General features: G+C 67.3%; 24 protein-coding genes. 10 read left to right on the forward strand and 14 right to left on the reverse strand.

Annotation, left to right across the window (positions count from 1 at the left end; genetic code table 11):
* Positions 1-362: 362 nt before the first annotated feature.
* The 3 genes from rpsI to ACTZWU_RS13245 form a co-directional block, all read right to left on the reverse strand.
* Positions 363-851, reverse strand: coding sequence for a 30S ribosomal protein S9 (gene rpsI / locus ACTZWU_RS13235; protein ID WP_444737922.1), 489 nt, complete (start codon positions 849-851; stop codon positions 363-365).
* A 2-nt stretch (positions 852-853) separates the two neighbouring features.
* A complete protein-coding gene (rplM, locus tag ACTZWU_RS13240) occupies positions 854-1,318 on the reverse strand; it encodes a 50S ribosomal protein L13 (RefSeq protein WP_444737835.1) in 465 nt (154 codons plus the stop codon).
* Positions 1,319-1,472: 154 nt separating this feature from the next.
* The gene (locus ACTZWU_RS13245) at positions 1,473-1,892 is read right to left on the reverse strand and encodes a PaaI family thioesterase (RefSeq protein ID WP_444737836.1); all 420 of its coding nucleotides are present in this window, start codon (positions 1,890-1,892) and stop codon (positions 1,473-1,475) included.
* A 56-nt stretch (positions 1,893-1,948) separates the two neighbouring features.
* Here ACTZWU_RS13245 and ACTZWU_RS13250 point away from each other — a divergent pair, with 56 nt between their 5' ends.
* Positions 1,949-2,725, forward strand: a complete 777-nt coding sequence (locus ACTZWU_RS13250) for an enoyl-CoA hydratase (protein ID WP_444737837.1) — start codon at positions 1,949-1,951, stop codon at positions 2,723-2,725.
* 86 nt (positions 2,726-2,811) lie between these two features.
* Here ACTZWU_RS13250 and murD read toward each other — a convergent pair whose 3' ends face one another.
* From murD to ACTZWU_RS13295, 9 genes are all read right to left on the reverse strand, one after another.
* Positions 2,812-4,218 (reverse strand): UDP-N-acetylmuramoyl-L-alanine--D-glutamate ligase, encoded by a 1,407-nt coding sequence (gene murD, locus ACTZWU_RS13255; protein ID WP_444737838.1) that lies wholly within the window; start codon positions 4,216-4,218, stop codon positions 2,812-2,814.
* 76 nt (positions 4,219-4,294) lie between these two features.
* Positions 4,295-5,377: a phospho-N-acetylmuramoyl-pentapeptide-transferase gene (gene mraY, locus ACTZWU_RS13260; RefSeq protein WP_444737839.1), complete on the reverse strand. Its 1,083-nt coding sequence runs from the start codon at positions 5,375-5,377 to the stop codon at positions 4,295-4,297.
* Between the two features lie 10 nt (positions 5,378-5,387).
* The gene (locus ACTZWU_RS13265) at positions 5,388-6,755 is read right to left on the reverse strand and encodes a UDP-N-acetylmuramoyl-tripeptide--D-alanyl-D-alanine ligase (protein WP_444737840.1); all 1,368 of its coding nucleotides are present in this window, start codon (positions 6,753-6,755) and stop codon (positions 5,388-5,390) included.
* Positions 6,752-8,251: a UDP-N-acetylmuramoyl-L-alanyl-D-glutamate--2,6-diaminopimelate ligase gene (locus ACTZWU_RS13270; protein ID WP_444737841.1), complete on the reverse strand. Its 1,500-nt coding sequence runs from the start codon at positions 8,249-8,251 to the stop codon at positions 6,752-6,754. The genes ACTZWU_RS13265 and ACTZWU_RS13270 overlap by 4 nt, the downstream gene beginning before the upstream one ends.
* Positions 8,248-10,080, reverse strand: a complete 1,833-nt coding sequence (locus tag ACTZWU_RS13275) for a peptidoglycan D,D-transpeptidase FtsI family protein (protein WP_444737842.1) — start codon at positions 10,078-10,080, stop codon at positions 8,248-8,250. Before ACTZWU_RS13275 ends, ACTZWU_RS13270 begins: the two co-directional genes overlap by 4 nt.
* Complete coding sequence (ftsL, locus tag ACTZWU_RS13280) at positions 10,077-10,412, reverse strand: cell division protein FtsL (protein WP_444737843.1); 336 nt, start codon at positions 10,410-10,412, stop codon at positions 10,077-10,079. Before ftsL ends, ACTZWU_RS13275 begins: the two co-directional genes overlap by 4 nt.
* The gene (rsmH, locus tag ACTZWU_RS13285) at positions 10,412-11,374 is read right to left on the reverse strand and encodes a 16S rRNA (cytosine(1402)-N(4))-methyltransferase RsmH (RefSeq protein WP_444737844.1); all 963 of its coding nucleotides are present in this window, start codon (positions 11,372-11,374) and stop codon (positions 10,412-10,414) included. Before rsmH ends, ftsL begins: the two co-directional genes overlap by 1 nt.
* 4 nt (positions 11,375-11,378) lie before the next feature.
* Positions 11,379-11,891, reverse strand: a complete 513-nt coding sequence (locus tag ACTZWU_RS13290) for a division/cell wall cluster transcriptional repressor MraZ (RefSeq protein WP_444737845.1) — start codon at positions 11,889-11,891, stop codon at positions 11,379-11,381.
* 633 nt (positions 11,892-12,524) lie between these two features.
* Positions 12,525-13,583: an Mrp/NBP35 family ATP-binding protein gene (locus ACTZWU_RS13295; protein WP_444737846.1), complete on the reverse strand. Its 1,059-nt coding sequence runs from the start codon at positions 13,581-13,583 to the stop codon at positions 12,525-12,527.
* A 333-nt stretch (positions 13,584-13,916) separates the two neighbouring features.
* Here ACTZWU_RS13295 and ACTZWU_RS13300 point away from each other — a divergent pair, with 333 nt between their 5' ends.
* The 8 genes from ACTZWU_RS13300 (at position 13,917) to ACTZWU_RS13335 (ending at position 20,425) form a co-directional block, all read left to right on the forward strand.
* Positions 13,917-14,144, forward strand: a complete 228-nt coding sequence (locus tag ACTZWU_RS13300) for a DUF1127 domain-containing protein (RefSeq protein ID WP_444737847.1) — start codon at positions 13,917-13,919, stop codon at positions 14,142-14,144.
* A 594-nt stretch (positions 14,145-14,738) separates the two neighbouring features.
* Positions 14,739-14,951 carry a DUF2945 domain-containing protein gene (locus ACTZWU_RS13305; RefSeq protein WP_444737848.1) on the forward strand — a complete coding sequence of 71 codons (213 nt, stop codon included), beginning with the start codon at positions 14,739-14,741 and terminating at the stop codon, positions 14,949-14,951.
* Positions 14,952-14,987: 36 nt separating this feature from the next.
* A complete protein-coding gene (locus ACTZWU_RS13310) occupies positions 14,988-15,767 on the forward strand; it encodes a 23S rRNA (adenine(2030)-N(6))-methyltransferase RlmJ (RefSeq protein WP_444737849.1) in 780 nt (259 codons plus the stop codon).
* Positions 15,768-15,829: 62 nt separating this feature from the next.
* The gene (locus tag ACTZWU_RS13315; RefSeq protein WP_304618297.1) at positions 15,830-16,123 is read left to right on the forward strand and encodes an FtsB family cell division protein; all 294 of its coding nucleotides are present in this window, start codon (positions 15,830-15,832) and stop codon (positions 16,121-16,123) included.
* 108 nt (positions 16,124-16,231) lie between these two features.
* The gene (gene pdhA, locus ACTZWU_RS13320; RefSeq protein ID WP_304618298.1) at positions 16,232-17,266 is read left to right on the forward strand and encodes a pyruvate dehydrogenase (acetyl-transferring) E1 component subunit alpha; all 1,035 of its coding nucleotides are present in this window, start codon (positions 16,232-16,234) and stop codon (positions 17,264-17,266) included.
* Between the two features lie 14 nt (positions 17,267-17,280).
* On the forward strand, positions 17,281-18,663 hold the full coding sequence (locus tag ACTZWU_RS13325; protein ID WP_444737850.1) for a pyruvate dehydrogenase complex E1 component subunit beta: 1,383 nt from the start codon (positions 17,281-17,283) through the stop codon (positions 18,661-18,663).
* A 12-nt stretch (positions 18,664-18,675) separates the two neighbouring features.
* Positions 18,676-20,001, forward strand: coding sequence for a pyruvate dehydrogenase complex dihydrolipoamide acetyltransferase (locus tag ACTZWU_RS13330; protein WP_444737851.1), 1,326 nt, complete (start codon positions 18,676-18,678; stop codon positions 19,999-20,001).
* A 163-nt stretch (positions 20,002-20,164) separates the two neighbouring features.
* Positions 20,165-20,425, forward strand: a complete 261-nt coding sequence (locus ACTZWU_RS13335) for a hypothetical protein (RefSeq protein ID WP_444737852.1) — start codon at positions 20,165-20,167, stop codon at positions 20,423-20,425.
* A gap of 105 nt (positions 20,426-20,530) precedes the next feature.
* Here ACTZWU_RS13335 and ACTZWU_RS13340 read toward each other — a convergent pair whose 3' ends face one another.
* Both ACTZWU_RS13340 and ACTZWU_RS13345 read right to left on the reverse strand, forming a co-directional pair.
* Positions 20,531-21,301, reverse strand: coding sequence for a division plane positioning ATPase MipZ (locus ACTZWU_RS13340; protein ID WP_444737853.1), 771 nt, complete (start codon positions 21,299-21,301; stop codon positions 20,531-20,533).
* Between the two features lie 108 nt (positions 21,302-21,409).
* A complete protein-coding gene (locus tag ACTZWU_RS13345; RefSeq protein WP_444737854.1) occupies positions 21,410-22,261 on the reverse strand; it encodes a LysR family transcriptional regulator in 852 nt (283 codons plus the stop codon).
* A gap of 111 nt (positions 22,262-22,372) precedes the next feature.
* On the opposite strand from ACTZWU_RS13345, the gene ACTZWU_RS13350 reads away from it, so the two are divergent.
* Complete coding sequence (locus ACTZWU_RS13350; RefSeq protein ID WP_444737855.1) at positions 22,373-22,960, forward strand: FMN-dependent NADH-azoreductase; 588 nt, start codon at positions 22,373-22,375, stop codon at positions 22,958-22,960.
* Positions 22,961-23,048: the final 88 nt, after the last annotated feature.

Consider the following 23,048-nt stretch of genomic DNA (forward strand, 5'->3'; position numbering starts at 1 on the left):
CAGCGCCGTCCCCGGCCCCGACTGCGTTCCCGCCTTCGGTGAAGCGGTGTTTACGTCCGCGGCACAGACTGCGCAAGCGAAAAAATCGCGCCTCAGGGCAGAAAGATGCAACACACTGACAGCAAATATAAAATTATGCCGCGCCACGGCACCGTTTAGGCGTGTCGCAGGGTGCCGCCCCTTCATTAGCACGGAATCACGTCATCCGGGTGACAAACGGGCCCGATCAGAGCGGCGACAGCGACTCGGACCGGACATTCTGCTGCAAGAACAGGCAGCGCGCCCTGAATGCAGCAGCGCGCAAAAGGAAAAGGGGCGCGGCTTTCGCCACGCCCCTTTCTGTATCCCGGATAAGAACCGGATCAGCGCTTGGAGAACTGGAAGCTGCGGCGGGCTTTCGCCTTGCCGTATTTCTTCCGCTCGACGACGCGGCTGTCGCGGGTCAGGAAGCCGGCAGCCTTGAGCGCGGCGCGCAGGCTCGGCTCGTGCAGTTGCAGCGCCTGGCTGATACCGTGCTTCACCGCGCCGGCCTGGCCCGAGAGGCCACCGCCCTTGACGGTCGCGTGCACGTCATACTGGCCGACGACGCCCGCAACCTCGAAAGGCTGCTTCAGGATCATCTGCAGCACGGGACGCGCGAAATACTGCGCGATGTCCTTGCCGTTGACGACGACCTTGCCCGAACCCGGCTTGACCCAGACGCGAGCAACCGCGTCCTTGCGCTTGCCGGTGGCGTAGGAACGGCCCTGCTCGTCGCGCTGCGGTTCGCGGCGGATGGCGGGCTCAGCTGCGGCCGGGGTGCCCGACACGACCGATTTCAGATCGTCGAGGGTTTTGATGTCTTCGGCCATGATCATGCGCTCCGGGTGTTTTTCTTGTTCAGGACCTTGACGTCCAGAACCTCGGGCTGCTGCGCTTCGTGCGGGTGCTCGGCGCCGGTATAGACGCGCAGATGGGTCATCTGCTGCTTGCCCAGCTTGTTGCGGCTGATCATGCGCTCGACGGCCTTGATGACCACGCGCTCGGGGTGCGCGCCTTCAAGGATCTGACGCGCGGTCCGGTGCTTGATGCCGCCGGGATGGCCCGTGTGCCAGTAGTATTTCTTGTCGTCACGCTTGTTGCCGGTCATCTGCACCTTGTCGGCGTTGATGATGATGACATTGTCGCCCATGTCCATGTGCGGCGTGAACGTCGGCTTGTGCTTGCCGCGCAGGCGGTTGGCGACGATCGTGGCGAGGCGGCCCAGAACGACGCCCTCGGCGTCGATCAGGATCCACTTCTTCTCGATCTCCGCCGGTTTCGCGGTATAGGTTTTCATCTTGCGTCCCTTCAGGGTCGTGTGCATTCGAGATGAGCGTGTATCTTGCAAGCCAGGCAACAGGTCAAGCGCCAGAGGCGCAAAATAACAGTTTCATTTCAAAGCTCTACAAATTAGGTATCAGAATACCGCATCACAACCCCCCGAAACCGGGTCATTTCGGCGGAATCGAATAGGTCATCGCGCAGCGGGCGACGGGCTCGGCCAGCCCTTCGGAAAAGATCAACGCATCGGCCACGGCCAGCACCCGCCCCAGCTTCAACACCCGACATTCCGCCAGAAGATCGCAGCCCGCAGCGGGCTTGCGCATGAAGTCCACATTCGCGCTGGTGGTCACCGCCAGCGCGACCGGGCCGATCCGCGACAGGATCGCGCAATAGATCGCCAGATCCGCCAGCGCAAAGATCGACGGCCCGCTAATGGTGCCGCCGGGCCGCAGATGCGCGTCCGACACGACCAGCCGCGCGACCAGTCGGTCAGGCTCGACCGCCTCGACGCGATAGCTGCTCGCGACCTGCGGAAAGTCCCGCGACAGAAACTCGTTCAGCGCCTCGGCATCCATGATGATGGTCATGCTTCCCCCCTGCCCTTCTGGCGCATAGGCTTTCGACAAAGCAGGGAGAGATCAAGATGGCACCACTACTGCACCATGACGAAGGCCCGGTCGCACGGCTGATTTTGAACAGCCCCGACAATCACAACGCCCTGTCGCTCGAGATGATCGAGGCGCTGGACCACGCCCTCGACCTGATCGCGGCATCCGAGGCCCGCGTGGTGATCCTCTCGGCCACCGGGCGCGCCTTCTGCGCGGGCCATGATCTGCGGCAGATGCAGGCCATGCGCGACGGCCCCGACCCAGAGGGTGATCTGGCCAACCTCTTCGAACGCTGCGCGGCGCTGATGCAACGGCTGCCCGCGATGCCCCAGCCGGTCATCGCCCAGGTGCAGGGCGTGGCGACGGCGGCGGGCTGCCAACTCGTCGCCTCATGCGATCTGGCCGTCGCGTCAGAGCGGGCGCGATTCGGCGTGAACGGCATCTCGATCGGGCTCTTCTGCTCGACCCCCGCGGTGGCGCTTGCGCGCGCCATCCCGCCCAAGGCCACATTCGAGATGCTCGCCACCGGCGACTTCATTCCCGCCGCGCGCGCCGCCGAACTGGGCCTGATCAACCGCGCCACCCCCGAGGACCGCCTCGAGGCCGAAACCCTGGCCCTTGCCCAGAACATCGCCGCCAAGCCCCCCTCCGCGATGCGGCTGGGCAAGGCCACCTTCCACCGCCAGCGCGCCGAGTCCCTGGCCGAGGCCTACCGCACCGCCTCGGCGGCAATGTGCGAAAACATGATGCTGGACGACACGGCCGAAGGAATCGCCGCCTTCCTCGAAAAGCGCGCGCCCCACTGGTCCTGATTCCGCACTGGCCCTGACTTCTTCTTCACTCAAATATCCCCGGGGGAGTCGCCGTCAGGCGACGGGGGCTAGAAGCCCCCTGCCCGTCAGGACGCGCCGGACAGGTCCCCGACCAAATGGACGAAGTCCTCGCCGCGCTTCTCGAAGTTCGGATATTGATCGAAACTCGCGGCAGCGGGCGCCAGCAGGACGGTCTCGCCCGGCTCGGCCTCGGCATGGGCGCGGGCCAGAGCCTCGGCCAGCGTGCCAAAGACCTCATGCGGCAGCCCGCCCAGTTCCAGCGCGAAATCGCGCGCCGAATGGCCGAACAGATAGGCCTTGCTCACGCGTCCCAGATGCGGGACCAGCGCGGCGATCCCGCCCTCCTTGCCCAGGCCCCCGGCGATCCAGCGGATGCGATCGAAGGCCTCCAGCGCCTTGGCGGCGGCATCGACATTGGTGGCCTTGCTGTCATTGACATAGCGCACCCCGCCGATCTCGGCGACAAGCTGGCTGCGATGAGGCAGACCGGCAAAGCTGTGAAAGGCCGCCTCGATCTCGCGCGGCGACAGGCCAAGCGCGCGGCAGGCGGCGTAGGCCGCACAGGCATTCTGATGGTTATGCGCGCCGGGCAGGCCCGAAATCGCCCTGAGGTCGATCGAGGCCGCCTGCCGCCCCTTGCGCCACTCGGCCAGAAAGCCCTTGCGCGCAAAGACCGACCAGCCGAACTGGTCGAGCTTCTGCCCCGACGAAATGCGGATCACCCGGTCATCGCCCGGTCCCATGGCCAGCTGGTTGGCGATATAGCGGCCCTCGGCCTCGTCCACGCCGATCACCGCGCGGTCCGGCCCGCCCTCGGCGAAAAGCCGGCGCTTGGCTGCGAAATAGCCGCCATAGCCGCCATGCCGGTCCAGATGATCGGGCGAGAGATTGGTGAAGACCGCCACATCCGGCGTCAAGGCGCGGGCCAGATCGGTCTGATAGCTGGACAATTCCAGCACCACGACCTCGCCGTCGATGGCGGGCTCCAGCGACAGCACGCCCGTGCCGATATTGCCGCCCATCTGGACCGGGCGCCCGGCCTCGGACAGGATGTGGTGGATGAGGGCCGTGGTGGTGGATTTGCCGTTCGAGCCGGTGACGGCCACGACGCGGGGAGCGCGTTCGAAACCTTCCCATTCGGCGCTGGCATAGCTGCGGAAGAACAGGCCGATATCATTGTCCACCGGCACGCCGCGGGCATAGGCCTCGGCGATCACCGGATGGGGCCGCGGATAGAGATGCGGGATGCCCGGGCTGACGATCAGCGCCGCGACCCCCTGCCAGCCGGCATCGCGGGTCAGATCGACGATCTCGATCCCCTCGGCCAGCGCGGCCTCGCGCGTGTCCTGCCCGTCATCCCATGCGATGACCCGCGCGCCGCCCGCCGCTAGCGCCGCCGCCGTGGCCCGGCCCGACCGGCCGAGGCCGAGAACCGCGATGGTCTGGTGTTCAACGCCCTGGACAGGGATCATGGGATGGCTCCTGGAGGACAGGGCCGGGGGCTTCGCGCCCCCGGACCCCCGCGGGATATTTGGACCAAGGCAAAGACTAGCGCAGTTTCAGTGTCGCAAGGCCGATCAGCGCGAGAATCAGCGCGATGATCCAGAAGCGGATCACGATCTGCGCCTCGCCCCAGCCCTTCTTCTCGAAATGGTGGTGGATCGGGGCCATCAGGAAGACCCGCTTGCCCGTGCGCTTGAAGTAGAGGACCTGGATGATCACGCTGAGCGCCTCGACCACGAAGAGGCCGCCGACGATGGCCAGCACGATCTCGTGCTTGGTGACGACCGCGATGGCGCCGAGCGCGCCGCCCAGGGCCAGCGACCCGGTATCGCCCATGAAGACGGCGGCAGGCGGGGCGTTGTACCACAGGAAGCCCAGGCCCCCGCCGATCAGGGCCGAGACGAAGATCAGGATCTCACCCGTGCCGGGGACGTGGTGGACGCCCAGATACTCGGTGAAATCGACCCGGCCCACCGTATAGGCGATGACGCCAAGCGTGCCGGCCGCGATCATCACCGGCATGATCGCCAGCCCGTCCAGCCCGTCGGTCAGGTTCACCGCATTGGCCGCGCCCACGATCACGATCATCGAGAAGGGCACGAAGAACCAGCCCATGTTGATCAGAACGTCCTTGAAGACCGGCAGTGCCAGCTGGTTGGTCAGCGCCTGCGGGTGCAGCGCCGAGGCCGCGATCGCCGCCAGCGCCGCGATCACCAGCCCGATCGCCATGCGGATGCGCGAGCTGACGCCCTTGGTGTTCTGTTTGGTGACCTTGGCGTAATCGTCGGCGAAGCCGATCCCCGCGAAGCCCGCCGTGACGAGAAGCACGATCCAGACATAGCCGTTGTCCAGCCGCGCCCAGAGCAGCGTCGAGAACAGCAGCGCCGACAGGATCAGGATGCCGCCCATCGTCGGGGTGCCGGCCTTGGCCAGGTGGCCCTCGGGGCCGTCATCGCGGATCGGCTGGCCCTTTTTCTGCACGCGGCGCAGGTAGTTGATCAGCGGCCCGCCGCAGATGAAGCCGAAAAACAGCGCGGTGAAGAAGGCCCCGCCCGCGCGGAAGGTGATGTAGCGGAACAGGTTGAAGATGTCCCCGCCCTCGGAAAAGCTGCTGAGCCAGTAAAGCATCCGTTCGTCCTTATGCAGGGGCGGCTTGGGCGCGCAGGGCCTCGACCACGGTCGAGATGCGCGAGGATTTCGAGCCCTTGACCAGCACCAGATCGCCCGGCGCGACCAGCGCCGCGGCATCGGCCGCCAGTTCGGCGGCGGTCTCGGCCCAACGGCCGCGCTGCGCGGCGGGCAGTGCCTCGTGCAGGTGGCGCATCCGGGGACCGGCGCAATGGACCAGCGCGATTTGGGCCATGGACGGGTCATCGGCCAGCGCCGCGTGCATCGCGGCCTCGGCCTCGCCCAGTTCCAGCATGTCGCCCAATATAGCCACGCGGCGCGGGGCGGGCAGGCCCGCCAGCATCGCAAGACCCGCCGCCATCGAGGCCGGGTTGGCGTTGAACGCGTCGTCGATCAGGCGGATCGCGCCCAGATCCTCGACCGCGCCGCGGCCTTTCGGGGGTTGCCATTCGCCCATCGCGCGGGCGGCACGGGCCAGATCGGCACCCGCCGCCGACAGGGCGGCCAGAACGCCGACCGCGTTCATCGCGAAATGGCGCCCGGTGGTGCGCAGACCGAAGATCGCCGTCTCGCCCAGAATGCGGGCATGGCAGGTCAGGCCGGTTTCGGACGGTTCGACCTTCAGCGGGCGGGCCATGCCGTCGCGGCCGAAGCCCACCACCACCGCGCCCGCCGCATCGGCGCAATCGCGCAGGATCTGCGTCACCGGCAGATCCTCGGGCAGGATGGCGGTGCCGACGGGTTCCAGCCCCTCGTAGATGGCGCCCTTTTCGCGCGCGATGCCCTCGATCGCGCCGAAGGCCTCCAGATGGGCGGCGCCGACCGTGGTGATCAGCGCGACATGCGGGCGGGCCATGCGCGACAGGGGCGCGATCTCGCCGGGATGGTTCATGCCGATCTCGATGATGGCGAAATCGGTGTCGGCGGGCATCCGCGCCAGCGTCAGCGGCACGCCCCAATGGTTGTTGTAGCTGGCCTCGGCGGCGTGGATCACGCCCTGCCCCGCCAGAGCCACGCGCGCCATCTCTTTGGTCGAGGTCTTGCCGACCGAGCCGGTGATCGCGATCACGCGGCCCCTCATGCGGGCCCGGCCCGCCCGGCCCAGGGCCTCGAGCCCCTTGAGCACGTCATCCACGATCAGCAGCGGCGCATCGGGCGCCACGCCCTCGGGGATGCGGCTGACCAAAGCGGCGGCGGCGCCCTTTTCCAGCGCCTGCGCCACGAAATCATGCCCGTCGCGCGCCGCCTGCAAGGCGACGAACAAATCGCCCGGCGCGATGCTGCGCGTGTCGATGGAAACGCCCGAGGCGGTCCAGTCGCCCTGCGCGCGCCCGCCCGTGGCGGCGGCGGCATCCGTTGCGGTCCAGAGCGCGCTCATATCGTGCCGTCCAGTGCCGCGACCGCGACCGAGGCTTGTTCTGCGTCATCAAAGGGATAGACGTCGCTGCCGATGATCTGGCCGGTCTCGTGGCCCTTGCCCGCGATCAGCAGCGCGTCGCCCGGCAGAAGCGCATCGACGCCGCGCAGGATCGCCTCGGCGCGGTCGGCGACTTCGCTGGCCTCGGAGCCTGCGCCCTCAAGGACGGCGGCGCGGATCGCGGCGGGGTCCTCGTGGCGGGGATTGTCGTCGGTGACGATCACCTTGTCGGCGTGCAGCCGCGCGGCCTCGCCCATCAGCGGGCGCTTGCCCCGGTCGCGGTCGCCGCCCGCGCCGATCACGCAGATGATGCGGCCCATCACATGCGGGCGCAGGGATTGCAGCGCCGCCACCACCGCGCCGGGCTTGTGGGCGTAATCGACGAAGACCGCCGCACCATTCGCGCGCTGCGCGACAAGCTGCATCCGCCCGCGCACCGTGGTCAGCTGCGGCAGGACGCGGATGATGTCCTCGGCCGAACAGCCCGAGGCAAGGCACAGCCCGACCGCCGCCAGCACGTTTTCCGCCTGAAAGCCGCCGATCAACGGCAGGCGCACAAGCTGCGGCTGGCCCATGATCGAGAATCGCAGATCCTGCCCCGTCGCGTCGAAACGCTGGTCGAGAATGCGCAACATCGCACCCTCGCCCCGGCCCACGCTGGTCAGGGCAAGGCCCCGGTCGGTGGCGATGTCGGCCATCTGCCGCCCGCGCGGGCTGTCGATGTTGATGACGGCCGAGGCGCCCTCGTCCAGGATGTGGTTGAACAGCAGCGCCTTGGCCGCGAAATATTCGTCAAAGCCCGCGTGGTAATCCAGATGATCCTGGCTGAGATTGGTAAAGGCCGCCGCCTGCACCCGCACCCCGTCAAGGCGGCGCTGATCCAGCCCGTGGCTGGATGCCTCCATCGCGGCATGGGTGATGCCCGCGCGGGTCGCATCGGCCAGAACCTGATGCAGCGTCAGGGGATCGGGCGTGGTATGGGCGAGCTTGGCGTGGAAATCGCCCTCGACCCCCATCGTGCCAAGGCTGATCGCCCTCAGGCCCAGAAGCTGCCAGATCTGGCGGGTGAAGCTGGCCACGCTGGTCTTGCCGCTGGTGCCGGTCACGGCCACGACATGCGCAGGCTGGTCACGGAACCACAGCGAGGCCGCCCCGGCCAGAGCCGCGCGCGAATCCTCGGCCAGGACCAGCGCGCCGGTCCAGCCCTCAAGCACGTCGCGGGCGATCTCGGCGCCCGCGCGGTCGGTCAGGACGGCGGCGGCCTGCTGGCGGATCGCGTATTGGATGAATTCCGCCCCGTGCATGGCCGATCCGGGCAGGGCCGCGAACAGATGGCCCGGACGGACCGCGCGGCTGTCCAGCGACAGGCCGGTGATCACCGGGTCCTGCCCATCCCTCGACCGCAGCCCCAGCTGCGACAGCGTCACCTTGCCTTCAGTCACCGAACCACCCGTCATTGATTTGCGACGAGCCTTACCCCAGCCTCTTCGCCGGGTTCAACACGCGGCTGGAAGCGGGGCGCGATCGTCGGCAGGTTTTCGTCGGTTTTCGGCTCAAGCCCCAGCAGGGGGCCGATGCGGCGGATCACCTCGGCGGCGACCGGAACGGCGGTGGTGCCCGCCGTGCGCGTCTCGACGCCGTTGGCATTGCGGGTCGAGGGCTCGTCCAGCGCCACGATCAGCACATATTTCGGGTCCGAGGCCGGAAAGACCGCCGCAAAGGTCGCGATGACCTTGTTCTTGTAATAGCCGCCCGCCGCGCGGGGCTTGTCGGCGGTGCCCGTCTTGCCCGCGACCTCGTAACCCTCAACCTCGGCGCCGCGCGCGGTGCCGCGCGTCACGACCTGGCGCAGCATGTCCACCGACATCGCGGCCGAACGCGCGGAAATCACCTGTTCTCCCTCGGGGCGCTGGCGGCCATGGATCAGGGTCGGCGTGACGCGCTGTCCGCCATTGGCAATCGTGCCATAGGCGGCGGCCAGATGCAGCGGGCTGGCCGCAAGGCCGTGGCCGAAGCTGACCGTTGCCGCCGTCACGGCGGGCCAGCGTTGCGGGACCAGAGGCTGGCCGGTCGGCGCCTCGACCATCTCGACCGTCGTCGGCTCGAACAGGCCCAGCTTGCGCAGGAAATCGCGCTGACGTTCGACGCCGATCAGCTGCGCGATCCGCACCGTCGCCACGTTCGACGACTTCACGATTACATCCGTCACGCTGAGCTCGCGGCCGTAATTGTGGAAATCGTTGATCAGGAAGCGCCCGATCCGCATCGGCGCGGCGGCGTTGATCCCGGTCGAGGGGTTCACAAGGCCCAGATCCAGCGCCTGCGCGACCGGAAAGATCTTGAAGGTCGAGCCAAGCTCGTATTGTCCCTGCACCGCGCGGTTGAAAAGCGGGCTGTCCGAAGGCTCTCCGGTCAGCAGCGGGCGCGGGCGGTCATTGGGGTCGAAATCGGGCAGGCTGGCCATGGCGACGATCTCGCCGGTCTTGACCTCCATCAGGATGCCCGTGGCGCCGGCGGCGTTCATCACCCGCATCCCGGTCGCCAACACGTCCTCCATCGCCTGCTGCACGGTCAGGTCGATGGACAGCGCCAGGGGCGCGCCCTCGTTCGCGGGGTCGCGCAGCCAGGCGTCAAAGGCCTTTTCCACGCCCGCGATGCCGATCACCTCGGCGCTGCTGACGCCCTCATTGCCGAAACCCGACCCGCCCAGGATATGCGCGGCCACGTCGCCATTGGGATAGACGCGCATCTCGCGCGGGCCGAACAGCAGGCCCGGCTCGCCCAGATCGTGGACGGCCTGCATCTGTTCGGGGCTGATCTTGCGCTTGATCCACAGAAAACGCCGTTCGCCGGTGAAGTCGCGGATCAGCCGATCCTCGTCCAGATCGGGAAAGATCCGCTTGAGACCGCGCGCCGCGCCGACCGGATCGACCATCTGATGCGGATGGGCATAGACCGAATGCGTCAGCAGGTTCGTGGCCAGAACCCGGCCCCGCCGGTCGGTGATGTCGGCGCGCTGCGACATGATCTGCGCCGACAGGACCTGCGCGCCCGGCTCGGCCGGCTCGCTGGAGGCCAGGGCGCCCATCCGCACGCCGACCGTGGCGAAGGCCATCGCGAACAGGCCCGCCATCAGCACCAGCCGCCCCTCGGCGCGGCGATGGGCGCGGGCCTCGATCTCCTCGTGGCGGCGGCGGCGGTTCTCGGCCTCGATGTCATCGGGGTTCTCGCCGCGTTCGCGGGCGCGAAGAATGCGGGCCAGAGGGCGCAGGGGCGTGCGGATCATGGCTGAACCTCCGTGGCGGGATCTTCGACTTCGGGCGGGGGCGGGGGCTTGGGATAGTCGATGTGACCCAGATCCAGCATCTGCCCCGATTCGACCGGCAGCAACGGCAGCCGCTCGAAATTCAGATCGACCAGTTCGCGCAGGCGCTCGGGCCGGTTCAGCCAGGCCCATTCCGCGCGCAGAATGCCCAATTCGTCGCGCAGTTGCGCGATCTCGCGCCGGACCTGCAGCATCTCGGCCATCGAGGCCTGGGTCGAGTAATTCTCGCGGTAGGCCCAGAAGGCCAGGCCCATCACCACCAGCACGCAGGCCAGATAGGTCAGGGACCGCATCAGCGCCTCCCCGGCAGGCTGGGCATGGCCAGCGCGCGGGCATCGACGCTGCCCGCAGGCGCATCGGTCCGCACCCCCACCCGCAACAGGGCCGAACGCGCGCGGGGGTTCAGGGCCAGTTCATCCTCGTCCGGGCCCACGGCGCGGCGGAAGGGCAGCGTAAAGGCGGCCTCTTGCGCGGCCTGGACGGGCGCATAGCGGTTGCCGCCGCCGCCGGTATCGGCGCGCGCCTGCATGAAGCGCTTGACGATCCGGTCCTCCAGCGAATGAAAGCTGACCACGGCCAGCTTCCCGCCCGGGCGCAGCGCACGTTCGGCCGCCGACAGGCCCGCGACCAGCTGGCCGAATTCGTCATTCACCCAGATGCGGATGGCCTGAAAGCTGCGGGTGGCGGGATGGCTCTGGCCGGGCTTGGGGCGCGGCAGGCAGCCCGCCACGATCTCGGTCAGTTCGGCGGTGCGGCTCAGGGGCCGGGCGGCGACGATGGCGCGCGCGATGCGCCGCGCGGCGCGTTCCTCGCCGTAATGATAGAGCACATCCGCGATCACCGATTCCTCGGCGCTGTTCAGCAGATCCGCCGCCGAGGGGACATCGCCCCCCATCCGCATGTCCAAGGGCCCGTCGCGCAGGAACGAGAAACCGCGTTCGGCCTGATCCAGCTGCATCGAGCTGACGCCCAGATCCAGAACAACGCCGTCCAGCGGCTCGCCCGCAAGACTGTCCAGATCGGAAAACGTCCCCTCGACCAGCCGCAGCCTGTCGCCGAGCGGCGCGGCCCAGTCCGCCGCCATCGCAAAGACCGACGGGTCGCGGTCGATCCCGATGACGCGCGCCGCGCCCGCCTCCAGCAGGCCGCGCGCATAGCCGCCCGCGCCGAAGGTGCCGTCGGCCCAGACGCCCGATACGGGCGCAACCGCCCTGAGAAGCGGCTTCAGCAGGACGGGGATATGAGGATCGGCCACGGGCTTACCCCTTGTCGGCTTGTTGCAGGAAGGCGCGCGGGTCGAATTCGGGGCCATGGCTTTCGGCAAAGGCTTCCAGCGCCTGCACGTCCTTGGGCCGCTCGTCGGGGTGATAGACCTGCACATAGTCGCCGCGCGATTCGAACACGGTCTCGGTTCCTTCGGTGAAACCCAGCTTTTCGCGCAGTTTCAGCGGCAGGACCAGACGCCCCTCGCGGTCGATCTCCAGATCGGTGGACTGGCCGTTCATCAGCAGCTCCAGCCAGCGGCGTTCCTGGCTGCCGCGCGGCAGGCGGTCGATCTGCTCGTCGATCGCCTCGATCGCCTCGATGGAATACAGCTCGATCCAGTTCCACCAGTCGGGGCCATGCACGGCGACAAGCTGGGTACGCCCGGTGGCCGAGGCCGCAAAGCCCGGATCGCCCGCATCGAACACGCGGCGCAGGCGGGCCGGAATCGACATGCGACCCTTGCCATCGACCTTAACCTGTTCGGTGCCCCTGAACTTCCGCGCCACCTTGGCCGCCCCTCACTGTCCGCTCTTTCGCACCCCCGAAAGAGAAAGGGCGGATCGGGCCGCTGCCACTGCCCGATCCGCCGCCCTCGTTCCCGTTACCGGGCCCCTTTGCGGGGTTGGTCGTCCACCCTGTCGCGCGCCACCCTGGGGGAGGTGCTGCTCGCACGCGCGGGCGGATCTATGTTGGAAAACGGATGCCTGTATGAAGCCTGCTTCGCCTTTTCGAGGTCTTGCGCCCCGTTGGTCACTGCCCGTTTTCGTGATCTCGTTGTGACATGGGATTTCATGGGAAGCAATGGGTTTCTTCGCCCTCAGGATGAGTGCAAACGGCTGCATCCGTTCGTCAGCAGGCTGACTTTCGTCAGCGCAGATAGGGGCTCGGATCAACGGCTATGGGCAGGGTCGGGCCTGACCACCAGATATGGACAGACCCGCCGAACAGAGCCGCCCGGCCCTACTGGTGCAGCCGGGCCACGATTCGGCCAAGGTCAAGAAGATTGCGCGGCTTTCCGCCCAAGTGAGGCCGCGTCGCTCACGCCGCAGATAACAACGAATCACGCAGCCGAGAGCGGCACGCCCGCGCCTTCCCACGCTTTCCCGTCATTCCCGGATATTCCCGTCCGAGGACCGGGATCAGGCCATCCCGCCCGCGACCAGCCTGTCGGCCAGCTGCGCGAAGGCCGCCGCAGCCGTGCCTTCGCCCAAAGCGATGGGCGTGCCGTTATCGCCCGCCAGCCGCACCTCCAGTTCCAGCGGCAGCGCACCCAGAAAGGGCAGGCCCAAGGCATCCGCCTCGGCGGCGACGCCGCCATGGCCGAACAGATGCGCCTCGTGGCCGCATTTCGGGCAGACATAGCTGGACATGTTCTCGACCAGTCCCAGAACCGGCGTCTTGAGCTTGCCGAACATGTCGATGGCGCGCCGCGCATCCAGAAGCGCCACGTCCTGCGGGGTCGAGACGATGATCGCGCCCGTCACCGGCGCCTTCTGGCACAGCGACAGCTGAACATCACCCGTGCCCGGCGGCAGGTCGATCAGCAGCACGTCAAGCTCGCCCCAGTTCACCTGTTGCAGCATCTGCTGCATGGCGCCCATCAGCATCGGGCCGCGCCAGACGACGGCCTCGCCCTCTTTCAGCATCAGGCCGATGGACATCAGCGTCACGCCATGCGCGTGCAGAGGCTCGATCCGCTGCCCGTCCGGGCTGGCCGGTCGCCCCGTCACGCCCATCATGCGCGGCTGCGAGGGGCCGTAGATATCCGCGTCCAGCAGCCCGACCTTGCGCCCCTGCCTGGCCAGCGCCACCGCAAGGTTCGACGAGACCGTGGACTTGCCCACCCCGCCCTTGCCCGACCCGATGGCCAGGATGTGCCGCACGCCGGGAATCGCCTGCGGCCCCGCCTGCGGTCGCGGATGGCCGCCCACCTTCAACGAGGGCGCGGGCGCGGCAGGCGCCGTCATCACGACCTGCACCTGACGGATGCCCGGCAGGCGCGACAGCCGCGCGCGGGCCTCGGCCTCGACACCTGCCATGGCGCGCGCGGCATCGGCATCCGCGACCTCCAGGACGAATCGGATCAGCCCGTCCTCGACGGTCAGGGCGCGCAGAATGTCGGCCTGGCCAAGCACCCCACCCTGCGGCAGAGCGATATCTGCGATTTCCCCTAGGACAGTTTCGCGCGTGATCGACATGTGACGGTTCCGTGATTGCGGCAGCCCACAGCATGGCCCAAGCCCGCGCCAGCCTCAATGCCCCCTGCGTCAAGCTGTCCACTCTGACCCCAAGCGCCTTCAATCCTTGGATTTTCGCACCCGCAGCGTTACCGTTAACGAATGTATCGCTTCAATTTTCTGTCATTCTTTCATGGCAAAGCGCCCCGTTAGGTCAGCCTTAGTCATGCATTTGCCGCATGGCAGCATTCGCAAACCGTGCATTGTGCAGACGCAGCACAATGGGCATCTTGGGATCAACGAAGGCGCCGGGCCAATCCGGGAACGGCGCAGACGATGCGAAAGGAAACGAAGATGGCTGTTATCGCTCAGGCTCAACAAACCGCCGCCGTCACCGGCCTGCGTGGCCGCCTGCTGACCGCGATCCAGCGCATGCAGGAAACCCGCGCCCGCCGCGCCGTTTACCGGCAGACGGTCCGCGAACTCAACGCGCTGACGACCCGTGATCTCGACGATCTGGGCATCAGCCGCTCGATGATCACCCGTCTGGCCCAAGAGGCGGCCTGGGGCGACGCGAAGTAAGAATTCCCATCCCGCCCTCCTCCTCCCTGGGCGGACTGGCGGCATCCCTCTCCTCCTCCCCGGGATGCCGCCCCTAGACAGCGCCGGAACCTAAACCTCCTCCCTCGGGTTCTGGCGTCAGGCGGCGGCCCCTGACCTCCTCCCCATGGGGTCGCCGCAAAAGAACATAGCCGCCCCAACTGCGGCATCCGGATGCGCCGAGGTCTCTCCTCCTCCCTGATTGTCGGCGCGCGGTTTTGGCCCCTCCTCCTCCCTGGCCGGAACCGCACCTCTGCGCGGCCCTCCCTCCTCCCTGGGCCTGCGTTCGGCGGCGACCCCTCCTCCTCCCTGGGTCGCCGCCCCCTCATAGCCGCCCCATCTGCGGCAAACCGATGCGCGGGGGTTCTCTCCTCCCTCCTCCGAACCCCTTGCGCGCGCGGTCCTGGCCCCTCCTCCTCCCTGGCCTGACCGCACCCCCAAACGCGGCCCCTCCCTCCTCCCTGGGCCGGCGTTCAGCGGCGGCACCCCCTCCTCCTCCCTGGGTGCCGCCGCTTTTTCATGTCTGAAACCCGCATCCCCCTCCGCGCATTGTCCCCGACATGGACCGGAGGCATCATGCTGCGCGTGGGAACAACCGTCGAATGGAGCTGGGGCAACGGCACGGGGCGAGGACGCATCACGCGCATCTTCCGCGAGGACGTGACCCGCAAAATCAAGGGCAGCAGCGTGACCCGCAAGGCCAGCGCAGAGGACCCGGCCTATCTGATCGAACAGGATGACGGGGCCGAGGTGCTGAAATCGCGCTCCGAACTCAGCCGCGCCGATTAGTCTTTCCGGCCGCGCGGCGACGCGCTAGATCGGGCCATGCTCAGTTATCAACACGCCTATCACGCCGGAAACCTGGCCGACCTGCACAAGCACGCGCTGCTGGCCACCGCGCTGGATTACCTGACGCGCAAGGACAAGCCGCTCAGCTATCTGGAAACCCATGCCGGGCGCGGCCTCTACCGGCTGGACAGCCCCGAGGCGCAGCGCACAGGCGAGGCCGAGGCCGGGATCGACCGCGCCCTGACGGAGCACTGGCTGCCCGACGATCACCCGCTGATGACCGCGCTGACCGCGATCCGCGCCAGCCGGGGACCGCGCGCCTATCCCGGATCGCCGCTGATCGCCGCGCATTTCCTGCGCCCCGAGGACCGCGCCCATCTGGCCGAACTGCACCCCGCCGAACACGATGCCCTGCGGCAGGTCGCGGGCTTTGCCAACCTTTACCGGCAGGACGGCTTTGCGATGGCGCAGGCCGTCTGCCCGCCCACGCCCCGGCGCGGGCTGCTGCTGATCGACCCCAGCTACGAGGTCAAGGCCGACTATGCAGCGATTCCCCGCCACGTCGCCCAGATTGCGCGCAAGTGGAATGTCGGCGTCATCGCGCTCTGGTATCCGATCCTGGCCGACGACCGCCACCGCCCGATGATCCAGGCGCTGACCGCCGACCATCCCGGCGCGCTGGTCTCGGAACTGGGCTTTCCGGCGCTGCGACCCGGCCACGGCATGATCGGATCGGGGATGTTCATCCTGAACCCGCCCTATGGCCTTGCCGACGAGGCCGCGCGCCTTTCCGCGATTTTCGCCGCGCGGCTCTGACCGGGGATTCCCCGCCCGGTTGCGCTGTGGCATAGTCGCCCGGCCCCATCAGGACGACGCCCATGACCCAACGCCTTTCGATCGGCACCACCGTTTTCATCGTACTGACCGCCGCGCTTGGCCTCTATTTCGCCTTTGCCGCCGTGCAGGGCCCGTCGGGCCTGTTGCGCCGCATCCAGATCGAATCCGAGATGGCCGAGCTTGAGGCACAGCGCGACGCGCTGCGCGCCGAAGTGTCCGAGATGCAGAACCTGACGCGCCGCCTGTCGGACGAATTCCTGGATCTGGACCTTCTGGACGAACGCGCCCGCGACGTGCTGGGCGTGATGCGCGCCGACGAGGTGATCCTGCGCTGACCAGCGCCCGCTGCGGTTCGGCCTCTGGCATTGCGCGGTTCAAAGGGATGCGCTACGGATAGTTTAACGCTGAACTATTCCGACCACAGCCTCAGGAGGATGTGCCGCATGGCCAGGAAACCCAGCCCCGCCAAGGAGGCGCCTTCGAACATATCGAAGGACGAGCTGCTCAAATATTATCGCGACATGCTGCTGATCCGGCGATTCGAGGAAAAGGCCGGCCAGCTTTACGGCATGGGCCTGATCGGCGGCTTCTGCCACCTCTATATCGGGCAAGAGGCCGTCGTGGTCGGGCTGGAGGCCTGCGCCAAGGAAGGCGACAAGCGCATCACCAGCTACCGCGACCACGGCCACATGCTGGCCTGCGGCATGTCCGCCCGCGGCGTGATGGCCGAACTGACCGGCCGCGAGGGCGGCTATTCCAAGGGCAAGGGCGGCAGCATGCACATGTTCAGCCGCGAAAAGCACTTCTATGGCGGCCACGGCATCGTGGCGGCGCAAGTGCCGCTTGGCGCGGGTCTCGCCTTTGCCGACAAGTATCTGGGCAATGACAACGTCACCTTCACCTATTTCGGTGACGGCGCCGCGAACCAGGGCCAGGTCTACGAGACCTACAACATGGCCGAGCTTTGGGACCTGCCGGTCGTTTTCGTGATCGAGAACAACCAATATGCGATGGGTACCTCGGTCAAGCGCTCGACGAAATCGACGACGCTCTTCGGTCGGGGCGAGGCCTTCGGCATCCCCGGCGAACAGGTGGACGGCATGGACGTCCTGGCGGTCAAGGCTGCGGGCGAAAAGGCCGTGGCCCACTGCCGCGCGGGCAAGGGGCCGTACATCCTCGAGGTGATGACCTACCGCTATCGCGGGCATTCCATGTCGGACCCCGCCAAGTACCGCTCGCGCGAGGAAGTGCAGAAGATGCGCGACGAACGCGACGCGATCGAGAACGTGCGCGACCTGCTGCTGACCGGCGGTCACGCGACCGAGGACGAGCTGAAGGCGATCGACAAGGACATCAAGGACATCGTCAACGATTCCGCCGAATTCGCCAAGGAAAGCCCGGAACCGTCGCTGGACGAGCTGTGGACCGACATTTACGCCGACGACCTGCCGCAGGGCAGCGCCGAAGAGAACGCCTGAGGGGGTGACGTAACATGGCAACCGAAATTCTGATGCCCGCCCTGTCCCCGACCATGGAGGAAGGGACTCTGGCGAAATGGCTGAAAAAGGAAGGCGACGCGGTGAAATCCGGCGACATCATCGCCGAGATCGAGACCGACAAGGCCACGATGGAGTTCGAGGCCGTGGATGAGGGCATCCTGGGCAAGATCCTGATCGCCGAAGGCACGCAGGGCGTGGCGGTGAACACCCCCATCGCGGTCCTGGTCGAGGAAGGCGAAAGCGCCGACGACATCAAGGCCCCCGCTTCCGCCCCCGCTCAGGCGAAATCCAGCGATGACGAGGCCAAGGCCGACGACCAGCCCGGCGCCTCGGCCGTCGAAGCGGTCAAGACGCCCGAACCCGATCACAGCCCCGATTACCCCGAGGGCACCAAGATGAAGACCATGACCGTGCGGGAAGCCCTGCGCGAGGCCATGGCCGAGGAAATGGAGCGCGACGAGACCGTGTTCCTGATGGGCGAGGAAGTCGGCGAATATCAGGGCGCCTACAAGATCAGCCAGGGCCTTCTTGACAAGTTCGGCCCCCGCCGCGTCGTGGACACGCCGATCAGCGAAATCGGCTTTGCCGGCATCGGCACCGGCGCCGCGCTGGCCGGCCTGCGCCCCATCGTCGAATTCATGACCTTCAACTTCGCGATGCAGGCCATCGACCACATCATCAACTCGGCCGCCAAGACGCTGTACATGTCCGGCGGTCAGATGGGCTGCCCCATCGTGTTCCGCGGCCCGAACGGCGCCGCCGCCCGCGTGGGCGCCCAGCACAGCCAGGATTATGCCGCCTGGTATTCGCAGATCCCCGGCCTCAAGGTCGTGATGCCCTACAGCGCCGCCGACGCCAAGGGCCTGATGAAACAGGCGATCCGCGACCCGAACCCGGTCGTCTTCCTTGAGAACGAGATCCTCTATGGCCGCTCGTTCGAGGTGCCGGACCTGCCCGACTTCACCATCCCCTTCGGCAAGGCGCGCATCGCGCGCGCTGGCAGCGACGTGACCATTGTCAGCTTCGGCATCGGCATGGCCCACGCGCTGGAAGCCGCCGACAAGCTGGCCGCCGAGGGGATCGAGGCCGAGGTGATCGACCTGCGCACCCTGCGCCCGCTGGATTACGGCTCGATCATCGCCTCGGTGAAAAAGACCAACCGTCTCGTGACCGTGGAAGAGGGTTTCCCCGTCGCCTCGATCGGGAACCACATCTCGGCCTATGTGATGGAAAACGCCTTCGATTATCTGGATGCGCCCGTCATCAACTGCACCGGCAAGGACGTGCCGATGCCCTATGCGGCCAATCTGGAAAAGCACGCCCTCATCACCCCGGCCGAAGTGGTCGAGGCGGTGAAAAAAGTCACCTACCGCTAAGGGAGCCACGCGATGCCCACGGAAATCCTGATGCCCGCGCTGTCCCCCACGATGGAGGAGGGCACCCTGGCCAAATGGCTGGTCAAGGAAGGCGACGAGGTGAAATCCGGCGACATCATCGCCGAGATCGAGACCGACAAGGCCACGATGGAATTCGAGGCCGTGGACGAAGGCCGGATCGGCAAGATCCTGATCGCCGAGGGCAGCGCGGGGGTGAAGGTCAACACCCCCATCGCCGTCCTGCTGGAAGATGGCGAGAACGCGGGCGACATCAAGGCGCCCAAGGCCGAAGCCTCTGCAACCCCGGCACCTGCCGCCAATGCCGAACCCGCCCCTGCTGAAAAGGGCTATGGCGGCCCGATCGGCGCGCCGGTTGCCGGTGGTGACAAGGGCAAGGCCGATCAGGGCGGGCGCGTCTTCGCCTCGCCGCTCGCCCGCCGGATCGCCGCCGACAAGGGCCTCGATCTGTCGCAGATCAAGGGCTCCGGCCCGCGCGGCCGGATCGTCAAGGCCGATGTCGAGGACGCCAAGCCCGGCGCCGCCCCTGCCCCCGCTGCGGCCCCCGCCGCCGCCCAGGCGGCTCCCGCCCCTGCCGCGCAGGCGCCCAAGGCCCCCTCGGCCGATGCGGTCCTCAAGATGTATGCCGACCGCGAGACGACCGAGGTCGCTCTGGACGGGATGCGCCGCACCATCGCCGCCCGTCTGGGCGAGGCCAAGCAGACCATCCCGCATTTCTACCTGCGCCGGTCTGCCAAGCTGGACGAGCTGATGGAGTTCCGCGGCACGCTGAACAAGAAGCTCGAAGCCCGCGGCGTCAAGCTGTCGGTCAACGACTTCATCATCAAGGCCTGCGCGCTGGCCCTGCAAGAGGTGCCCGACGCGAATGCCGTCTGGGCGGGCGACCGCATCCTCAAGCTGAAGCCCTCGGATGTGGCGGTCGCCGTCGCGATCGAGGGCGGGCTGTTCACGCCGGTCCTCAAGGATGCGGAATCGAAATCCCTCTCGGCGCTGTCGGCCGAGATGAAGGATCTGGCCCAGCGCGCCAAGTCGAAGAAGCTTGCCCCCCATGAATATCAGGGCGGCAGCTTCGCGATCAGCAATCTGGGCATGTTCGGGATCGAGAATTTCGACGCCGTCATCAACCCGCCTCATGGCGCGATCCTGGCGGTCGGCGCGGGCATCCAGACCCCCGTGGTCGAGAATGGCCAGGTCGTCATCCGCAACGTCATGTCGATGACGCTGTCGGTGGATCATCGCGTGATCGACGGCGCGCTTGGCGCACAATTGCTTGATGCGATTGTGAAACACCTCGAGAACCCGGTCGCGATGCTGGCATGATGGGCAGCGGGCTACCGCATAAGTTGTGACAATTCAGTCACTTCTCGACATCGGCGGCAAGTCTGGCTAGGCTTGCCGCCGATGGCCTTTTCGTGACCTCGCTCGCGGGATGCCGGAATCGGCCACGACGTTCCTGATCGCCCTCACATGGACCAAGGTTATGATGTTCAAGTTTGCACCCGTTCTCGGCCTGAGCCTTCTGCTCGGCGCCTGCTCGCCCACCCAGTTCGAGCGTCCCCCCGTCACGGTGGATTCCGATAAAGGCCCGGTCGAATGCCAGTTCTACCTGCCGCATATCGTGATGTGGGACGAACCCATCAGCTTCCCCGACGGCATGACCCGCGAGGAAGCCATCTCGATCTGCCGTCAGGAAGGCATGGCCCGCAAAGCCGGCGGCGTCGTCACCACCGCGACCCCGCTCTGATCTGACGATCCTGCAAGGGCGCGAAGCCCGCAGGCGATCACAGGACGGCCCCGCGCCCTTGGGCACGGGGCCGTTTTCCGTTCCGACCCTGTCATGCAGGCGGCGTCAGAAGCTGACGGTCACGTCGGGCAGGCGCAGCTCGTTGATCAGATCGCGCAGTTCCTGCCTTGCGGCGACATGCGACATGCTCATGCTCTCGATGCCGATATCCTTCAGGTCCAGCAGCGTCAGCCCGCGCGGGAACAATTCGCGAAAGATCACGCGCTCGGAAAAGCCGGGTGCGACGCGGAATCCGATCCGCCGCGACAGTTGCGCCAAGGCGCCGCCGACGCGGCGCTTGTTGTTCATCTGCTGCGTGCCCAGCCGGTTGCGCAGCACCAGCCAGTCGATAGGCCGCGCCCCCGCCTGCCCGCGCAATTGCCGCGCATTCCAGACCATCTCGGAATAGATCGACGGCCCCAGGATCTCGCCTTCGGGGGACATGCGGGCCAGCAGGTCGAAATCGATGAAGCTGTCGTTCAGCGGCGTCAGCAGCGTGTCGGCCAGCGTATGCGCCATCTGACTGAGCTTGGTATGCGAGCCGGGGCAATCCAGCAGGATGAAGTCGCATTCCTTCTCCAGCGCGTCCAGCGCCGGGGTCAGCGGGTCCGGCCCGCCCCCGATCTGGCCGATGACCGGGGTCGGCAGGCTCAGCCCCTCGCGCGCGGCAAAGGCGGCGCGGTTCTCCAGATAGCGGGCGAAGCTGCGCTGGCGCACATCCAGATCCAGCGCGCCCACCCGATAGCCCATGCGGGCCAGCGCCGTCGCCACATGCATCGAGGTCGTGGACTTGCCCGAGCCCCCCTTTTCGTTGCCGACAACGATGATATGCGCCACAGGCCGCCTCTTGTCCCCTCGTTCCGGCGGACCCTAACGACCGCGTGAGGTGATGAAAAGCCGCTTGGCGCATCCGGCGCGGGTCATGCGACCCGAAAGCCGCAGGCGTCAGTCGAAGGCCCCGCGCAAGGCGGCCAGCGCGGCCTGCACCTTGGGCGTGCGGTGCAGATCGACATGCGTGACAAGCCACAGGTCGGACACCCATTCCGGATGGCTCATCACCGGGACCAGACCCTGTTCCTGACCAAGCGCCACCGCGCCGATGGCCAGCCCCGCGCGGATCACCGCCTCGCGGGCAGAGCTGTCATTGCTGGTCAGCGCGATGTTCTCGGGGCCGATCCGGGGTGACAGCCAGCGCATGAAGGGCGCGCCCGCCCCTTCGGGGCCCGGCAGCGCATAGCGATGCGCGCGCGGATCCTCGCCCGAGCCGTGGCGGGCAACGTAATCGGGGCTGCCGTAGAGGACATGCTGCACCTGACCCAGCGGGCGTGCGATGTAATCGGGCTCGGTCGGGCTGGCGCCCGCGCGGATCGCCACATGCGCCTCGCCGACATCCAGCCGGAACAGGCGCACATCGGTGACATAGCTGATCCGCAGATCGGGATGGGCGCGCATCAGATCGGTCAGGCGCGGCATGATCCGCCCGGCCAGCTCGGGCAGCGAGGTGATCAGCAGATCGCCCTCGATCCGCTGGACCGATCCTGCGATCTGCGCCGCCATCTGCGAAAAGCGCTCATCGGCGGCCACGGCGGCGGCCAGCATGACGCGCCCGGCCTCGGTCAGCGTGTAGCCGCGCGAATGGCGCTGGAACAGCCGCGCCTTCAGCGCCGTTTCCAGCATGTCGATGCGCCGGATCACGGTCGCATGATGCACGCCCAGTTCGGCCGCGGCACCGCTGACCGTGCCCGTCCGCGCGACGGCCATAGCCACCCGGATATCATCCCATGTCTCGATCCGCATGTCTGTGCGCTCCTGCACATGATCTGCGCGATAATCCAACTTTTGTTCGCTGGTTCATAGCCCCATATTTGCCGCAACGCAGCATCTGACATCAAAGTGACGAGGCCCATCATGCATATCCTTCATCTCGACAGCGCGATCACCGGCGACGCCTCGGTCTCGCGCCAGCTGACCGCCGACATCGTCGCGCGGCTGAAATCGGCCAATCCCGATGCGACGGTGACCTATCGCGACCTGAACGAGGGCGTGCCGGCCATCGACACGGCATGGTTCCAGGCCGTCCGCGTCGGCACCGAGAACCCGACCCCCGAACAACAGGCGATGGTCGCCACCTCGGACGCGCTTCTGGCGCAGGTCCAGGCCGCAGACACGCTGGTGATCGGCCTGCCGGTCTATAACTTCTCGCTGCCCGCGCAGCTGAAGAACTGGCTGGACCAGATCGCCCGCGCAGGCGTCAGCTTCCGCTACACCGCCGAAGGTCCCGAGGGCCTGCTGACCGGCAAGCGCGCCTTTGTCGCCTATACCGCCGCCGGCACGCCGCTCGGCTCGGACTATGACCACGCCTCGGGCTATCTGCGCCACATGCTGGGTTTCCTGGGGATCACCGACGTGACCTTCGTTCCCGCTGACGGCCTTGCCATCGACCGCGATGCCGGCATGGCCCGCGCCGCCGAGGCGCTGGAAAAGATCGCCGCCTGATCGCGTCCCCTCTCACGAAACCCGCCCGGCCCGGATCGACGCCCCCCGCGTTGACTCGGGCCGGGTTTTTTCGTAAGTGATCCCGGAT

Source organism: Paracoccus sp. NSM, assembly GCF_052379855.1.
Classification (GTDB): Bacteria; Pseudomonadota; Alphaproteobacteria; order Rhodobacterales; family Rhodobacteraceae; genus Paracoccus.